The organism is Nocardioides sp. NPDC051685 (assembly GCF_044453405.1).
In the GTDB taxonomy this organism is placed as follows: domain Bacteria; phylum Actinomycetota; class Actinomycetes; order Propionibacteriales; family Nocardioidaceae; genus Nocardioides.
Genome location: NZ_JBITCR010000005.1, coordinates 442,643 through 457,334 on the forward strand (window position 1 = coordinate 442,643; position 14,692 = coordinate 457,334).

At 68.0% G+C, this 14,692-nt stretch carries 15 protein-coding genes; 14 read left to right on the top strand and 1 reads right to left on the bottom strand.

What is annotated here, in order from left to right:
- Positions 1-93: 93 nt before the first annotated feature.
- Complete coding sequence (locus ACIA03_RS17620; protein ID WP_396984728.1) at positions 94-1,335, bottom strand: phosphatidylserine/phosphatidylglycerophosphate/cardiolipin synthase family protein; 1,242 nt, start codon at positions 1,333-1,335, stop codon at positions 94-96.
- Between the two features lie 386 nt (positions 1,336-1,721).
- Between ACIA03_RS17620 and ACIA03_RS17625 the strand changes: the two genes are divergently transcribed.
- From ACIA03_RS17625 to ACIA03_RS17690, 14 genes are all read left to right on the top strand, one after another.
- Complete coding sequence (locus ACIA03_RS17625) at positions 1,722-2,453, top strand: MlaE family ABC transporter permease (RefSeq protein WP_396984925.1); 732 nt, start codon at positions 1,722-1,724, stop codon at positions 2,451-2,453.
- Between the two features lie 7 nt (positions 2,454-2,460).
- Entirely contained in the window at positions 2,461-3,303 is an 843-nt protein-coding gene (locus tag ACIA03_RS17630; protein WP_396984730.1) for an MlaE family ABC transporter permease, read from the top strand.
- A gap of 7 nt (positions 3,304-3,310) precedes the next feature.
- Positions 3,311-4,453 carry an MCE family protein gene (locus ACIA03_RS17635; RefSeq protein WP_396984732.1) on the top strand — a complete coding sequence of 381 codons (1,143 nt, stop codon included), beginning with the start codon at positions 3,311-3,313 and terminating at the stop codon, positions 4,451-4,453.
- The gene (locus ACIA03_RS17640) at positions 4,450-5,550 is read left to right on the top strand and encodes an MCE family protein (protein WP_396984734.1); all 1,101 of its coding nucleotides are present in this window, start codon (positions 4,450-4,452) and stop codon (positions 5,548-5,550) included. Before ACIA03_RS17635 ends, ACIA03_RS17640 begins: the two co-directional genes overlap by 4 nt.
- Complete coding sequence (locus ACIA03_RS17645; protein WP_396984736.1) at positions 5,550-6,539, top strand: MCE family protein; 990 nt, start codon at positions 5,550-5,552, stop codon at positions 6,537-6,539. Before ACIA03_RS17640 ends, ACIA03_RS17645 begins: the two co-directional genes overlap by 1 nt.
- A 79-nt stretch (positions 6,540-6,618) precedes the next feature.
- Entirely contained in the window at positions 6,619-7,965 is a 1,347-nt protein-coding gene (locus tag ACIA03_RS17650) for an MCE family protein (RefSeq protein WP_396984738.1), read from the top strand.
- Complete coding sequence (locus tag ACIA03_RS17655; RefSeq protein ID WP_396984740.1) at positions 7,962-9,317, top strand: MCE family protein; 1,356 nt, start codon at positions 7,962-7,964, stop codon at positions 9,315-9,317. The genes ACIA03_RS17650 and ACIA03_RS17655 overlap by 4 nt, the downstream gene beginning before the upstream one ends.
- A complete protein-coding gene (locus ACIA03_RS17660; protein ID WP_396984742.1) occupies positions 9,317-10,594 on the top strand; it encodes an MCE family protein in 1,278 nt (425 codons plus the stop codon). Before ACIA03_RS17655 ends, ACIA03_RS17660 begins: the two co-directional genes overlap by 1 nt.
- A gap of 29 nt (positions 10,595-10,623) precedes the next feature.
- Entirely contained in the window at positions 10,624-11,196 is a 573-nt protein-coding gene (locus tag ACIA03_RS17665) for a hypothetical protein (RefSeq protein WP_396984744.1), read from the top strand.
- Entirely contained in the window at positions 11,196-12,038 is an 843-nt protein-coding gene (locus ACIA03_RS17670) for a hypothetical protein (protein ID WP_396984747.1), read from the top strand. Before ACIA03_RS17665 ends, ACIA03_RS17670 begins: the two co-directional genes overlap by 1 nt.
- A gap of 112 nt (positions 12,039-12,150) precedes the next feature.
- Complete coding sequence (locus ACIA03_RS17675; RefSeq protein WP_396984749.1) at positions 12,151-12,660, top strand: pyridoxamine 5'-phosphate oxidase family protein; 510 nt, start codon at positions 12,151-12,153, stop codon at positions 12,658-12,660.
- A 24-nt stretch (positions 12,661-12,684) separates the two neighbouring features.
- On the top strand, positions 12,685-12,879 hold the full coding sequence (locus ACIA03_RS17680; RefSeq protein WP_160023224.1) for a ferredoxin: 195 nt from the start codon (positions 12,685-12,687) through the stop codon (positions 12,877-12,879).
- Between the two features lie 6 nt (positions 12,880-12,885).
- On the top strand, positions 12,886-13,773 hold the full coding sequence (locus ACIA03_RS17685; protein WP_396984752.1) for an SDR family oxidoreductase: 888 nt from the start codon (positions 12,886-12,888) through the stop codon (positions 13,771-13,773).
- Positions 13,773-14,561 (top strand): glucose 1-dehydrogenase, encoded by a 789-nt coding sequence (locus tag ACIA03_RS17690; RefSeq protein WP_396984754.1) that lies wholly within the window; start codon positions 13,773-13,775, stop codon positions 14,559-14,561. Before ACIA03_RS17685 ends, ACIA03_RS17690 begins: the two co-directional genes overlap by 1 nt.
- The last annotated feature ends 131 nt before the right edge of the window (positions 14,562-14,692 follow it).

The window sequence follows — 14,692 nt, forward strand, 5'->3', positions numbered from 1 at the left end:
CTGCCGAGTCGGCGCATCTGTCCCCTCTCGCTCGCTTCGCTTCGCGAGACACGGGGACAGATCCGCCGACTCGGCAGGCCTCGGGGCAGATGCTCAGAGCAGGGGGCGCAACGGGGTGAGGACCAGCTCGGTGAACTTGCGGTGGATGTCGCGGGCGGCCCACTCGGCCGAGGTCAGCTCGAGCGCGTTGGACTCGTCGCGGGAGAAGATCTCCTCCATCTGCTTGGCGACGTCGCGGTCGAAGATCTCCAGGTTGATCTCGTAGTTGCCGGTCAGCGAGAGCCGGTCGATGTTGGCGGTGCCGACGGTCGACCAGAAGCCGTCGACGGTGGCCGTCTTGGCGTGGATCATCGCGTCCTTGAACCGCAGGATCCGCACTCCCGAGTCGAGCAGCTGGGAGAAGTAGCCGCGTGAGATCCAGTCGACCACGACGTGGTTCGACTTCAGCGGCAGCAGGATGCGTACGTCGACCCCGCGCTGTGCCGCGGCCTTGAGTGCGGCGACGAAGTCCTCGTCGGGGACGAAGTAGGCGGTGGTCAGGTAGATGTTGCGGGAGGCCCGGTTGATCGCCTCCAGATACATCGAGCGGATCGGGAACATCCACAGCCGGGGCACGTTGCGGTGGAACCGGAGATCGGGGTCCCACGAGGGCGCGGTCTCGATCAGCAACGGGCCCTCGGTGCCGGTCGGGTGGGTCAACGGGTGCGGCCGCCGCCGGTTGAGGTTCCAGAAGTCGGCGAATGCCCTGCGCAGGTCCCAGACGCCGGGCCCGGTGATCCGCACGTGGGTGTCGCGCCACTCGGTGGCGTACGCGGTGCCGATGTTGTAGCCGCCGACGAACCCGACCGTGTCGTCGACGACCAGGATCTTGCGGTGGTCGCGGCCGTAGCGGGAGAGGTCGAAGAAGCGCCAGCCCGCGGCGTAGGTGGGGTAGCGCAGCACGTGCATGCTCTCGGGGAACCGCTTGAAGCGGGCCGGCACCACGAGGTTGGCGAGCTCGTCGTAGATGCAGTAGACCTCGACGCCCCGCTCGGTCGCGTCGGCCAGCGCCTGCTTGAACCGGTGGCCGACCTCGTCGCCCTTCCAGATGTAGGTCTCGAGGAAGATCTGCTTCTTGGCGCCGTCGATGGCGGCGATCATGTCCTCGTAGAGGTCGTTGCCGAACGTGTAGGTCGTCACCGTGCCGTCGCCGACGCTGTTGGTGCGCGGCGGGGTGACGGGGAACGGCTTGGCGCGCTTCCCGCGGCTGCGGTAGCCGTCGACGAGGCTCATCACAACGGCCAGCGCGAACGGCAGGCCGAAGACGGCGAGGAGCAGGCGGCGTAGGAACCTCATGACGCCCCCCGGCGACAGTCTCATCACAGTTCCCAATCTAACCGGCTCATCGCGCCGAGACACACCGGTGCACCGCGCTGGCCGCCACCGATACCCCATGCCGATGATCCCGGCGGGCCCGAACGCCCCCGGACCAGCATGCGAGAACGCCCTTCACAGGCCTTGTCAGCGCGTGGAGGATCCTGTGACTCCCGTCACCTACTGGCTGGTAAGTCGTTGGAGCAAAATACCTCCCACCCTGTTCGCGGACACGTCAGGGATGGTCGTTGCCCTCGGAACTGAAACGTGTTCTACTACAGGCTTGAAACGTGAGCCGAGTCACAAGACCTCGCGGAAGGTGAAGGATGGCAGTGCAGTTCGCCTCGCTTGTCCGAGGCGTCGGCGGGATGGGCTTGATGACCGGAGAAGTCGTCAAGGGGACGTTCACGACCAAGTTCCAGATGAGGGAGTTCCTCGAGCAGGCCTGGTTCATCACCAGCGTCACGATGATGCCCGCGATCCTCGTCTCGATCCCGTTCGGAGCGGTCATCTCCCTCCAGGTCGGCAACCTCGCCGGCCAGCTCGGGGCGCAGTCGTTCGCCGGTGCGACGGCCGTGCTCGCGGTGGTCAGGGAGGCGGCGCCGATGGCGGCAGCGCTGATCATCGCCGGGGCCGCCGGGTCGGCGATCTGCTCGGACATGGGCTCGAGAAAGATCCGTGAGGAGATCGACGCGATGGAGGTGCTGGGCATCGACCCGGTGATCCGGCTGGTGATCCCGCGAGTTCTCGCCTGCCTGTTCGTCTCGGTGATGATCAACGGGATCGTGATCGCGACGGGGATCGGCGGCGGCTACTTCTTCACCGTGATCGTCCAAGGTGGTTCGGCCGGCGCGTTCCTGTCGAGCTTCACCGCGCTGGCGAGCCTGCCGGACCTCTACATCTCGATGGTCAAGTCGGCCGTGTTCGGCTTCCTGGCGGCGATCATCGGCGCCTACAACGGCCTCAACGCTCAGGGTGGCCCCAGCGGCGTCGGCCGAGCGGTCAACGAGGCCGTGATCATCGCGTTCATGATGCTGTTCGTCCTCAACTCCATCATGACCGCGGTCTACTTCCAGATCGTTCCTCAGGACGGGTTGTGATCCACCGGTGTCCAACACGCTCGCCCAGGTGGGCAACCAGATCGTCAGGGAGCAGCGCCAGGCCGTCGAGGGCTATGGCGACCAGCTGATCTTCTACGCCAAGGCCCTGGCCTGGGCGCCCCGCACCATCCGCCGCTACAAGCGGGAGGTGCTCAACATCCTGGCCGAGGTCGCCTTCGGCGCCGGTGGCCTGACCATGATCGCCGGCACCGTCGGCGTGATCGCGTTCATGGCCTTCTTCGCCGGCTCCGAGGTCGGCATCCAGGGCTACGCCAGCCTGAGTCAGATCGGCGTCGCGAAGTTCTCCGCGTTCATCTCGGCGTTCTTCAACACCCGCGAGGTCGCGCCGCTGATCTCCTCGATCGCGCTGGCCGCGACGGTCGGCTGCGGCTACACGGCCCGCCTCGGCGCCATGCGCATCAGCGAGGAGATCGACGCGCTCGAGGCGATGGGCGTGCCGAGCCTGCCCTACCTGGTCACCACCCGGATGATCGCCGGCTTTCTGGCCGTCATCCCGCTCTACGTCGTCGCCCTGTGCGCCTCCTACCTCAGTCCGCGGCTGATCACGACGCTGATGTACGGGCAGTCGGGCGGGACGTACGACCACTACTTCCTGGCGTTCCTGCCGCCGATCGACATCCTCTACAGCTTCCTCAAGCTGATCATCCTCGCGGTCGCGATCATCCTGATCCACTGCTACTACGGCTACACCGCCTCCGGCGGCCCGGCCGGTGTCGGCATCGCGGTCGGCAAGGCGATCCGTACGTCCATCGTCACCGTCGTCGTCGCCGACTTCTTCCTGAGCTTCGCGATCTGGGGCTCGACGACCACGGTCAGGATCACGGGGTGAGCGCCGGATGTTGATGGGAATCCAGCGCGACACTCGCGCCGAGCACACCAAGCTCTTCGTCTCCGGGATCGCCTTCACGGTGACGCTCGCCCTGCTGATCACGCTCTGCGTGGCGATCTACCAGAAGGCCTTCGTGCAGTTCACCACGGTCAGCGTCGAGGCCGACCGGGCGGGCCTGCAGCTGCCGCGCTACGGCGACGTCCGCATGCACGGCGTCATCGTCGGCCAGGTCCGCGAGATCCACCAGGACGGCAAGAAGGCGGTCATCGAGCTCGGCCTCGAGCCCGAGCAGGCCGAGCAGATCCCCGCCAACGTCAGCGTCGCGATCAAGCCGACGACGCTGTTCGGACAGAAGTACGTCGAGTTCATCGACCCCGCGGGGAAGCGCACCGGCGCCCTGGAGAACGGCACCGTGATCCCCGCCGACCGGGTCCGCACCAGCGTCGAGCTCGACGTGATCCTGGCCCGGCTCTTCCCGCTGCTGAAGTCGATCCGCCCCCAGGACCTCAACAGCACCCTGCACGCCCTCGCCACCGCGCTCTCCGGCAACGGGGAGAAGCTCGGCGAGACCCTCGTCCAGCTCAACGACTACCTCGAAGAGATGAACGTCCACCTCCCGACACTCGAACGCGATCTCGAGGACATGGCCGACGTCGCCGAGACCTACTCCATGGCCGCGCCCGACCTGGTCAAGGTCCTCGAGAACACCACGACCACCGCCAAGACCGTCTCCGCCCAGCGCGAGCGCCTCGGCGGCCTGCTCACCTCCGTCACCGGCGTCGCCGAGACCTCGAAGGACCTGCTCGCCGAGAACGAGAAGGCGATCAGGTACGAGACCGAGCTGGCCGTACCGCTCCTCAAGCTGCTCGCCGACTACTCCCCGGAGTACACCTGCCTGCTCCGGGGTCTCGACGACTACACCGAGCTGCTGGCGACCGTCTTCCAGCAGAACCGCGTGCGCCAGACCATGGTCCTCGACGGCACCCAGAAGCCGGCGTACGGCCGTGACGACCGTCCCGAGTGGGGCGAGATCGGCCACGGGCCGTGGTGCGACGGGCTGCCGAACCCGAAGGTTCCGGCCGACCCGATGGAGCTGAAGAACGGCACCGAGGACGTCCCGTGGGCACCCGGGAACGGGGGTCTTCAGTGAACAAGCGCGATCTGAAGACCACTGTCGCCGGGACGAAGCTGGTCATCTTCACCGTCCTCTCGATCATGGTCACCGGCACCCTGGCCTCGATCATGGGCAACGTCGGGTTCGGGGACCGGGTGCCCTACCGTGCCGAGTTCACGACCGCCTCGGGCCTGAGCGAGGGAGACGACGTACGCGTCGCCGGCATCACCGTGGGGGAGGTGCTCTCCGTCGAGATCGAGGGCGGCGACCACGCGATGGTCACCTTCCGGGTCGACAAGACGGTGCCGCTGACGACCGCCAGCGGCGCCCAGGTGCGCTACCTGAACCTGGTCGGCGACCGCTACCTGGCGCTGACCCAGGACGCCGGCCAGCAGGAGCCGGTATCGGAAGGCACCCCGCTGCGGCAGGGCCAGACCATCGCGATGGCCAACACCACCCCGGCCCTCGACCTGACCGAGCTCTTCAACGGGTTCCAGCCGCTCTTCCAGGCGCTGCAGCCCAAGGACGTCAACAAGCTCTCGCTCAACCTGATCCGGGTGCTGCAGGGCGAGGGCGGCACGGTCGCGAGCCTGCTCTCCGAGACGGCCGACCTGACCAGCGCCCTGGCCGAGCGCGACCAGCTGATCGGCGACGTGATCACCAACCTGTCCAAGACGCTCAACACGGTCAACGAGCATCACACCGAGCTGGCCGAGCTGATCCAGCAGCTCAGCGGCTGGATGAAGGACCTGGCGCGCGACAAGGAGGCGATCGGCGACTCGATCTCCTCGATCGGCGACCTCACCGACGAGCTGGCCGGGCTGCTCACCGACGTACGCCCGTTCGTGAAGGAGGACATCAAGCAGCTCGAGCGCGTGGTGGACATCCTCAACAAGCCGGGCAACCAAAAGCTCCTCGACAAGACCCTCGAGCGGCTCCCGGAGACCCTGGAGTCGCAGGCGCGGATCGGCAGCTACGGCTCCTGGTACAACTACTACCTCTGCGACCTCGACTTCTCGATCAAGCTGCCCTCGCTCGGTGAGCTGCTCGACAACTCGCCGGCCGTCAAGGCGATCCAGAAGCAGCTCGACAACGTGGCGTTCTACAGCCGGGCCGAGAGGTGCAAGCTCTGATGGCGCACCACTCCGACACCCAGCTCAAGCGCACCGGCGTGATCACGATCGTCGTCATCGCGCTGGCGCTCACCGCGGCGTTCAACCTGCGCAAGCTGCCCTGGTTCGCCGGCACCACCTACCAGGCCGAGTTCTCCGACACCAGCGGCCTGCACGTCGGCAACCGGGTGGAGATCGCGGGGATCCGGGTGGGCCGGGTCAGCGACATCGAGATCGAGGGCGCCAAGGTGGTCGTCTCCTTCTCGGTCGAGGGCACCGAGATCGGCCACCGCAGCGAGGCGAAGATCGGGGTGCTCAACCTGCTGGGGGAGAAGTACCTCGACATCACCCCACAGGGCGGCCACACGCTCGAGGCCGGCTCGACGATCCCGCTGGCCCGCACCAGCGCCGGCAGCGACATCGTCGGCACCTTCGGCGACCTCGCCGAGACGACCGAGGCGATCGACACCCAGCAGCTCGCCAAGGCGCTGACCACCATGTCGGGCACGCTCGACAAGGCCGGCCCCGAGGTGCAGGGCGCCTTCCAGGGCATCGCCGCGCTCTCCCAGACGATCGCCGCCCGCGGCGACGAGCTGGAGTCGCTGCTGCAGGACGCGGAGAGGGTCGTCCAGCTCGTCAACCAGCGCAAGCAGGACATCATCAGCGTGATGGACAACGGCGACCAGGTCTTCGCCGAGCTGATCCAGCGCCGCCAGGCGATCCACCAGCTGCTGGTCAACGCCACCGCTCTGGCCGAGCAGCTGCAGGCCCTGGTGAAGGAGAACCAGAAGCAGATCGGTCCCGCCCTCGATGCCCTCAACACGGCGCTGAAGTTCCTCAACGCCCGCGACGAGGACCTGACCAAGACCATCCAGAACTACGGTCCGTACGCGTCGATCCTGATCAACATCATCGGCACCGGCCCCTGGTTCGACGCCTACCTCGCCAACCTGACCGGCATCGTGAGCGGTGAGTTCGTGCCCGGACGACGACCAGGGATCGTGCAATGAACGAGCGAAGCGAGCGAACAGTGGGATCTTTCATCGGGCCGCGTCCGTATCCTGGCGCTTGCGCTACGGAGGCGGTGCGATGACCAGCATCATCGAACGACTGACCGACTCGCCGCGGCGCATCGCCGCGCGACGGCGTGGTGCGCCGTACGTCCCGGCCGCGGGCACGGAGCGGCCCTCGGGTCCCAGCCTGAGGTCCAAGTGGGCGGCGCTGCCGGTCGCGCTGGTGCTGATGTGCGGGCTGCTGCTCGTCTCCGAGGTGGCCGCGCCCGACACCAAGCTGGTGACCGCGAGCTTCCCGCAGGCGGTGAGCATCTACGAGGGCTCCGACGTGGTGATCATGGGCGTCAAGGTCGGCAAGGTCGCCTCGCTGGAGCCGAAGGGCGACCACGTGGACGCGGTGATCGAGTACGAGAGCGACTACAAGCTGCCCAAGGACGTGAAGGCCGCGATCGTCACCCCGACGCTGGTCGCGGACCGGTTCGTGCAGCTGACCCCGGCCTATACCGGCGGGCCGGCCCTGGCCGACGGTGGTCAGATCCCGATCGAGCGCACCGCGGTCCCGGTCGAGCTCGACCGCATCTACGCCAGCCTCTCCGAGCTGACCACGGCGCTGGGACCCAACGGGGCGAACAAGAACGGCGCCCTCAGTGACGTTCTGCGCGAGGGGGCGGACGCCCTGGAGGGCAACGGCAAGATCGGCAATCAGGCGATCGCCGACATGTCGGAGGCGGCCCAGGTGCTCGGCGGCAACTCCGAGCAGCTCTTCAGCACTCTCTCCCAGCTCTCCGAGGTCACCAGGACGCTGGCGAAGAACGACGACACGACCGAGAAGTTCCTGACCGACCTCTCGACCGTCTCCGGCCAGCTGGCCGGGGAGAGCGACGAGCTCGACCAGGCGCTCGTGGCGATCGCGCAGGCGGTCAAGGTGACCAAGTCCTTCGTGGAGAACAACTCCGACGCCCTGGTCGGCGACGTCAAGGAGCTCAACAAGACGCTCAACATCCTGGCCAAGGAGAAGGAGACCCTCGGCACCGTCATCGACCTGGCGCCGCTCGGGATCGGCAACCTGGCCGAGTCCTTCGACCCTGCCTCCGGTTCGGTCGGCTTCCGGCTGCAGGTCGGGCCGATCGGCTCCGACCTGTCCAACATCCTCTGCATGGTCGTCGAGAACGACCAGATCCCGGGGGCCAAGGAGATCTGTGCACTGTTCAAGGCGCTGCTGCCGACCGGGTCCACCGCGCAGGTCGGTGAGGCGCTCACCGAGGGCAGCGCGCCCACCGACCGCGACACCGGCACCGGGCTGCCGCTCGACACCGGCACCCAGGCCAAGCAGCCCGAGGTCGAGCCCGAAGTGGTCACCCAGGGCGGCATCACCGAGCTCAGCGGGTCGCTCCAGGACCTGATGTCGGGAGGAAAGAAATGAGACGTCTGTGGGCCGCCGCGGCGATGCTCGGCGTCGTCGCCGTGGCGAGCGGATGCGGCGTACAGGCCTATGACCTGCCGTTGCCCGGCAAAGAGGTGGGCGAGGGCGACGGCTACGTCGTGACCGCGGAGTTCAACGACGTCGTCGACGTGGTGCCGCGCACCAAGGTGATGGCCAACGACGTCCCGGTCGGCCAGGTCGACAAGGTCGAGCGTGAGGGCTGGCACGCCAAGGTCACGATGACCATCCGCAAGAACATCGAGCTTCCGGCCGACGCGCTGGCCAACGTACGCCAGACCAGCCTGCTGGGGGAGAAGTACATCGCCCTGGTGGCGCCCGAGGGGTCCACCGTCGCGAGTGCCGGCAAGCTCGGCGACGGCGCCACCATCGGGCTCGACCGCACCAACCGCAACCCCGAGGTCGAGGAGGTGCTCGGCGCGCTCTCCTTCCTGCTGGCGGGCGGGGGCGTCGGGCAGCTGAAGACGATCAGCGACGAGCTCAACACCATGATGGACGGGCGCACCGGTGACATGCGGGCGCTGCTGGGCAACCTCGAGACCACGGTCGCCTCGCTCAACCAGCAGAAGGGCTCGATCATCAAGGCGATGGAGCAGGTCGACCGGCTGACCCGCACCCTCAACAAGGAGTCCGAGAAGATCGAGGCCGCCATCGACTCCTTCGGGCCGGCGCTGGAGGTGCTCCGCCAGCAGCACGCCGACCTGTTGAAGATGATGAAGGCGCTCGACCGGCTCGGGGTGGTCGCGACCCGGGTGATCAACCAGAGCGGGGCCAACCTGACCACGGCGCTCGACGAGCTGGCCCCGACACTGCGTGAGCTCGCCGACGCGGGCGACTCGCTGCCGAGGGGCCTGATGATGGCGGCCAGCTTCCCGTTCCCCGAGAACGCCGCCGGGCTGGCGATGGGTGACTACTCCAACGCGCTGTTCCACATGGACCTCGACCTCGGCAAGCTGGTCGGCAGCCTCACCAACGGCAAGTCGCCCGGCCTGCTGCCCCAGGTCTTCCAGATCTGCCTGTCCTACTCCAAGGGGTGCGAGGCGATCCAGCCGCTGGCCAAGGCGCTGTGCGACCTGACGAACATGCAGATCGTCTGCTCGGTGGTCGGCAAGGAGGACACCGCGGCGAAGCCCGGCGAGAAGACGCCCGAGCTGCCCGACATCACCGACCTGCTGCCCAAGAGCTCGGCCTCGACCAAGACGCCGGGGCTCGACGGTCTGGTCCCGGAGATCGCCGAGGGTCTCTCGGCGCCGACGGACACCGACTCGCCCACGGCCGAGCCGACCACCGGAGGCCTGGCCGGCCTCCTCGGACTGCTCGGAGGTGGCAGCTGATGACCCGGAGCGTACGCAACAAGCTGGTCGTCTTCCTCGTGCTCGCCGCGGTCGGGATCTTCTACGTCTCGGCCGCCTACCTCGGTGTCGTCGACCGGGTCCTGGGTCGGCACGTGGACGTCTCGGTCGACCTGCCGGCCTCCGGTGGTCTCTACGAGGGCAGCGAGGTCAACTACCGCGGCATCAGCATCGGCCGGGTCGCCTCGATGACCGTCACCGACGAGGGCGTACGCGCCGGGCTCGAGCTCGACCCCGGCACCGAGGTGCCCCGGGACGCCAAGGTCGAGGTCCACAACCTCTCGGCGGTGGGGGAGCAGTACATCAACTTCATCCCCGACTCCGCCGCCGGTCCCTACCTCGCCGAGGGCGACGTCGTGACCGCCGGGCCCGAGTCGATGCCCGGCACCACCGACCAGCTGCTCACCGAGCTCAACAGCTTCACCACCTCGATCAACGGAGACGACCTGAGCACCGTCGTCGCCGAGCTGGGCACGCTGTTCCGCGGCAACGCCGAGAACCTGCGTACGTTGCTCGACTCGGGCTCCACGCTGGTCGACGAGGCCACGGCGCACCAGAAGGAGACCGTCCGGCTGCTGAACACCAGTCAGACGGTGCTCCAGACGCAGAAGGAGCACAGCGGCGACATCCGCGAGTTCGCCAAGGGGCTCGAGGAGGTCACCGCGACCCTGGACAAGCGGGACCCGGAACTGCGCGAGATCCTGCAGGGCGGCGAGGCGACCGCGGTCCAGGTGCAGTCGCTGCTCGACGGGCTGCAGCCGCTGCTGCCGGTCTTTCTGGCCAACCTCAGCACGGTCAACGAGGTGCTCACCGCCCGGTTGCCGGCGATCGAGCAGACGCTGGTGACCTTCCCTCGTGTCGTGGCGACAGGGTGGACCGGCTCGCCCGGCGACGGCTACGGTCACCTGTCGATGGGCTACGTCTACACCACCCCGCCGTGCCAGAAGGGCTACAAGCCCGCCGACCAGTGGATCCCCGGCACCGTGATGGAGGACCAGCCGCTCTATCCGGCCAAGTGCACCGACGAGCGCGCCCAGCCCGGCTATCAGGGCGACCACCCGATCATGCAGCGCGGCGTCAACATGGTGCCGAAGCCCGAGGGGGTGGGGAAGTACGTCACGACCTACGACCCGAAGACCGGGCGCACCGAGCTTCCCGACGGAAAGACGGTCACGATGTCCGCCCCGACCGATGACGGAGGCCTCGTCTCCGCCCTGTCCGACGACTCCTGGCGATCGATGATCCTGGGGGAGGAGTGAATCCGATGCGACGTACTGAGCCTGTCGAAGTGAGTGCCGACAATCCCCTCGAGGTCAAGGTCTCCCTCGCCAGACTGGGGCGGCTCAACACCGTGCTCGCGGCGGTGGTGGTGCTCCTGGTCGTGCTGGCGGCGGCCGTCTTCATCGGTGGCGCCCGGGTGCTGCCCTGGACGACGCCCGCCGAGGCCGCGGCAGCCGACTACGACGAGGTGAAGTCGGTCGCCGAGGACGGCGTGATCGCCTTCCTCGACGTCGACTACCGCGACATGGATCCCCGGATCCAGGCGGTCAAGGAGATCTCGACCGGCACCTTCGGCAAGGAGTACACCGCCATCGCCGAGCAGATCCGGCAGGCGGCGATCCCCGCCCAGACCATCTCCAAGGGCAAGGTCAGGCAGGTCGGCATCCGCGCGATCGGGTCGAAGAAGGCGGTCGTGCTGGTCGCCGTGGACTCGGTCGTGACCAGCAGCCAGACCACTGAGCTGAAGAAGAGCGACACCTGCCCCTACGACGGAGCGCGGTGCTCGAAGTACCGCTTCAAGGTGTCGCTGGCCAAGACGAAGGTCGGATGGCGCATGTCCGACCTGGCAGGAGTCAACTGATGACAGGCGTACGAGCGAACGGATCGGTCTCCACCGGCCAGAAGGAGTGCCCCTTCTGCGCGGAGACGATCAAGGCCGCCGCGATCAAGTGCCGTTACTGCGGGTCCGACCTGCTGCCTCCGGCCGAGGAGCCGGAGGACCAGGAGGACCACGACGTACGCGACGAGGACGCTGCTCCGGCGGGGGCCGAGGCCGAAACAGAGTCTCAACCTGAGGATGAGGGTGAGGGTGAGACCGGGGAGCGCGCCGGGTTCGCCGAGCGGTGGCTGGGCGACGGTAGCCGCGTGCTGACGGCCGTTCTCGGCGTACTCGTCCTGGTGGCCGGCGGCGTGCTCTGGCTGGCCGTGGAACTGGCGTCGAAGGACGATGTGGCACCGGGCGGCGAGCTGACCGCGGCCGGTTCCCGGGCGGCCATCATGGAGCACTCGGTCGGACTCGCCCAGACCGTGATGTCCTACCGGGCCGCCAGTGCGGAGAAGGACATCGCGGCGGCGAAGAAGCTGATGACGTCGGCGATGCAGAAGGACTACGAGAAGACGCTGCCCGGCGAGGACAAGCGCAAGGAGCAGGCCGACCTCGGCATCAAGGTCGACGCCGATGTGGCGCCGCTCTCCGAGGAGGGTGCCAAGTCGGCCGAGAAGGGCAAGGCCTGCATCGACGAGGACTGCGCCGCCTCGATCATCTCGGCGACGGAGGAGTCCGCGAAGGTGCTGCTCTTCGTCAACCAGAGCGCGACCGCGCCGAAGACGAAGAACACCGTGGTCAGTCCGACCTGGGAGGTGCTGACGCTGGTCAAGGACGACGGCGGCTGGCTCATCTCCGAGATGAAGGCCGCGTCCTAGTCGAAGCGGAGCCCGAGACAATGGGCAGGTCTCAGCATGAGGTCCCTTCGTGGGGCATCGCTGTCCCTGATATGGTAGAACGTGTTCTAGTTTCGCTGCTCGAGGAGGGCACATGGCCGGCTCCCGCCAGTCCGTACAGCTGACCGACACCGAGATCGAGGACTTCCTCGACTCGCAGATGAAGGTGCAGGTCGCGACCGTCGGCGCCGACGGTGCGCCGCACCTGACGACGCTGTTCTACGTGCTCGTCGACGGGAAGATCGTCTTCTGGACGTACGGGTCCTCCCAGAAGGTCCGCAACCTGCGGCGCGACCCGCGGGTCACCTGCCTGGTCGAGGACGGCCAGGACTACTTCGAGCTGCGCGGGGTGAGCATCACCGGCAAGGCACGACTCGTCGAGGACTACGACGAGATCAAGGCCATCGGATTGCGGGTGATGGCTCGGATGGCCGGCGGTGCCGACCCTTCGACAAGCTCAGGACACCGCCTGGGCGAGCTCGGCGAGGACCTGGTCTCGAAGCAGGCCCACAAGCGCGTCGGCATCGTCATCGAGCCCGACAAGGTCGCAAGCTGGGACCATCGCAAGCTGGGCGCTCTGCCCGGTCAGGGCTCTGCCGGATGACGGCGACGAACAAAGGAGACGGAGATGGCAAAGGTGATCGCGGACTTCGACCTGTGCGAGTCCAACGGGATGTGCGAGGCGTTCGCGCCCGACGTGTTCGAGATCGATGACGACGACTACCTGCAGATCGAGGACCCGACGGTGACCGACGAGAACCGCGGCCGCGTCGAGCAGGCCGTGGCCGGCTGCCCCAAGGCGGCCCTGAGAATCGAGGAGTAGCACCACGTGAGCGTTGACCTGAGCGGCAAGATCGCCATCGTCACCGGCGCCGGAGCGGGGCTCGGACGGGCCGAGGCGGTCGCCCTCGCCCGGGCCGGGGCCCGGGTGGTGCTCAACGACCTGCCCGGCTCCGCCGAGGAGGCGGCCGAAGAGATCCGCGGGTTCGGCGGCGAGGCGGTGATCGCGGCCGGCGACGTGAGCGAGCGCGCCACGGCCGATGCGATGCTCGCCGCCGCCGTCGACGGCTTCGGCGGCCTCGACATCGTGGTCAACAACGCGGGCATCACCCGCGACAAGATGCTCTTCAACATGTCCGACGAGGAGTTCGACCTCGTCGTACGCATCCACCTGCGCGGCCACTTCCTGCTGACCCGCAACGCCTCGGCCCACTGGCGGTCGGTGGCGAAGTCGACCGGCGCGCCGGTCGACGCGGCGATCGTGAACACCTCCTCGGAGGCGTTCCTGTCCGGGCCTCCCGGACAAGCCAACTACGGCGCCGCGAAGGCCGGGATCACCGCGCTGACGATGTCGACGGCGCGCTCGATGGGCCGTTCCGGCGTACGCGCCAACGCGATCTGCCCGCGGGCGGCGACCGCGATGACCGAGGGCGTGCTCTCGGGTGACTCCTACGGTCCGGAGCACGTGGCGCCGCTGGTCACCTACCTCGCCTCGCCGGCCGCGGCCGCGATCACCGGGCAGGTCTTCGTCGTCTACGGCGGGATGATCGCGGTCCTCGCGCCACCCACGGTGGCCGAGCGGTTCGACAACGCCGCCTGGGACCTGGACTCGCTCGACAAGGAGGTCGGCGGCTGGTTCGCCGACCGTGACCCCGCGGCCGGGTTCTCGGCCGACTCGATCATGCAGCTCAAGCTGAAGGACGACAAGGAGCAGTGATGGCACGTCTCGACGATGCTGGATGTCGAGGGCTCCGCCTCGACGGGAAGATCGCGATCGTCACCGGTGGCGCGCAGGGGCAGGGGGCCGCCATCGCGCGGGCCTTCGTGGCCGAGGGCGCCAAGGTGGTCATCGCCGACGTGGCCGACGAGCCCGGCAAGCTGCTCGCCGACTCGCTGGGTGAGTCGGCGCTCTTCGCGCACCACGACGTGAGCTCGGAGGAGTCCTGGACCGCGTTGGTGGCGCAGACCGCCGAGACGTACGGCCCGGTCAACGTCCTCGCCAACAACGCCGGCATCCTCCGCTTCGGTGAGATCCTCACCCAGCCGGTCGAGGAGTTCGAGCTGCTGTGGCGGGTCAACACCCTCGGCTGCTTCCTCGGGATGCGCTCGGTGATCGCGACGATGAAGGAGCACGGCGGCGGCTCGATCATCAACGCCTCCTCGATCGAGGGGCTGGCGGGGATGGCTTTCGTGGCCGGCTACACCTCCACCAAGTTCGCCATCCGCGGCATGACCAAGGCCGCCGCGCTCGAGCTCGGCCCCAGCGGTATCCGGGTCAACTCCGTGCACCCCGGCATGATCGACACGTCGATGACCCGCGGTGTCGGCGCCGACGATGCCGCCATGGAGTTCGGCGCGTCCAAGGTGGCCCTCAAGCGTGTCGGCCACCCCGAGGACATCGCGCCGCTGTACGTCTACCTCGCCTCGGACGAGTCCGGCTTCGTCACCGGCGCCGAGATCGCCATCGACGGCGGCGCCACCGCCACCCACGCGTTCGGCGGCTGATCCCTGCCGAGGCGTCGGCCAGGACGGACGAGACGTCACATACGTCGGCCGAGAGGTCGCCGCGGTGCCGTCTCGGCCGACGGAGGTGACGCCTCGGCATGGGTGAGTCGGCCACGCGGGAGGCTCGACTC

Coding starts and splice junctions, on each gene's coding strand:
- ACIA03_RS17650 (WP_396984738.1), top strand. CDS start 6,619: ATGACCAGCATCATCGAACGACTGACCGACTCGCCGCGGCGCATCGCC.
- ACIA03_RS17670 (WP_396984747.1), top strand. CDS start 11,196: ATGACAGGCGTACGAGCGAACGGATCGGTCTCCACCGGCCAGAAGGAG.
- ACIA03_RS17620 (WP_396984728.1), bottom strand. CDS start 1,335: ATGAGGTTCCTACGCCGCCTGCTCCTCGCCGTCTTCGGCCTGCCGTTC.
- ACIA03_RS17690 (WP_396984754.1), top strand. CDS start 13,773: ATGGCACGTCTCGACGATGCTGGATGTCGAGGGCTCCGCCTCGACGGG.
- ACIA03_RS17655 (WP_396984740.1), top strand. CDS start 7,962: ATGAGACGTCTGTGGGCCGCCGCGGCGATGCTCGGCGTCGTCGCCGTG.
- ACIA03_RS17660 (WP_396984742.1), top strand. CDS start 9,317: ATGACCCGGAGCGTACGCAACAAGCTGGTCGTCTTCCTCGTGCTCGCC.
- ACIA03_RS17675 (WP_396984749.1), top strand. CDS start 12,151: ATGGCCGGCTCCCGCCAGTCCGTACAGCTGACCGACACCGAGATCGAG.
- ACIA03_RS17680 (WP_160023224.1), top strand. CDS start 12,685: ATGGCAAAGGTGATCGCGGACTTCGACCTGTGCGAGTCCAACGGGATG.
- ACIA03_RS17645 (WP_396984736.1), top strand. CDS start 5,550: ATGGCGCACCACTCCGACACCCAGCTCAAGCGCACCGGCGTGATCACG.
- ACIA03_RS17625 (WP_396984925.1), top strand. CDS start 1,722: ATGGGCTTGATGACCGGAGAAGTCGTCAAGGGGACGTTCACGACCAAG.
- ACIA03_RS17635 (WP_396984732.1), top strand. CDS start 3,311: ATGTTGATGGGAATCCAGCGCGACACTCGCGCCGAGCACACCAAGCTC.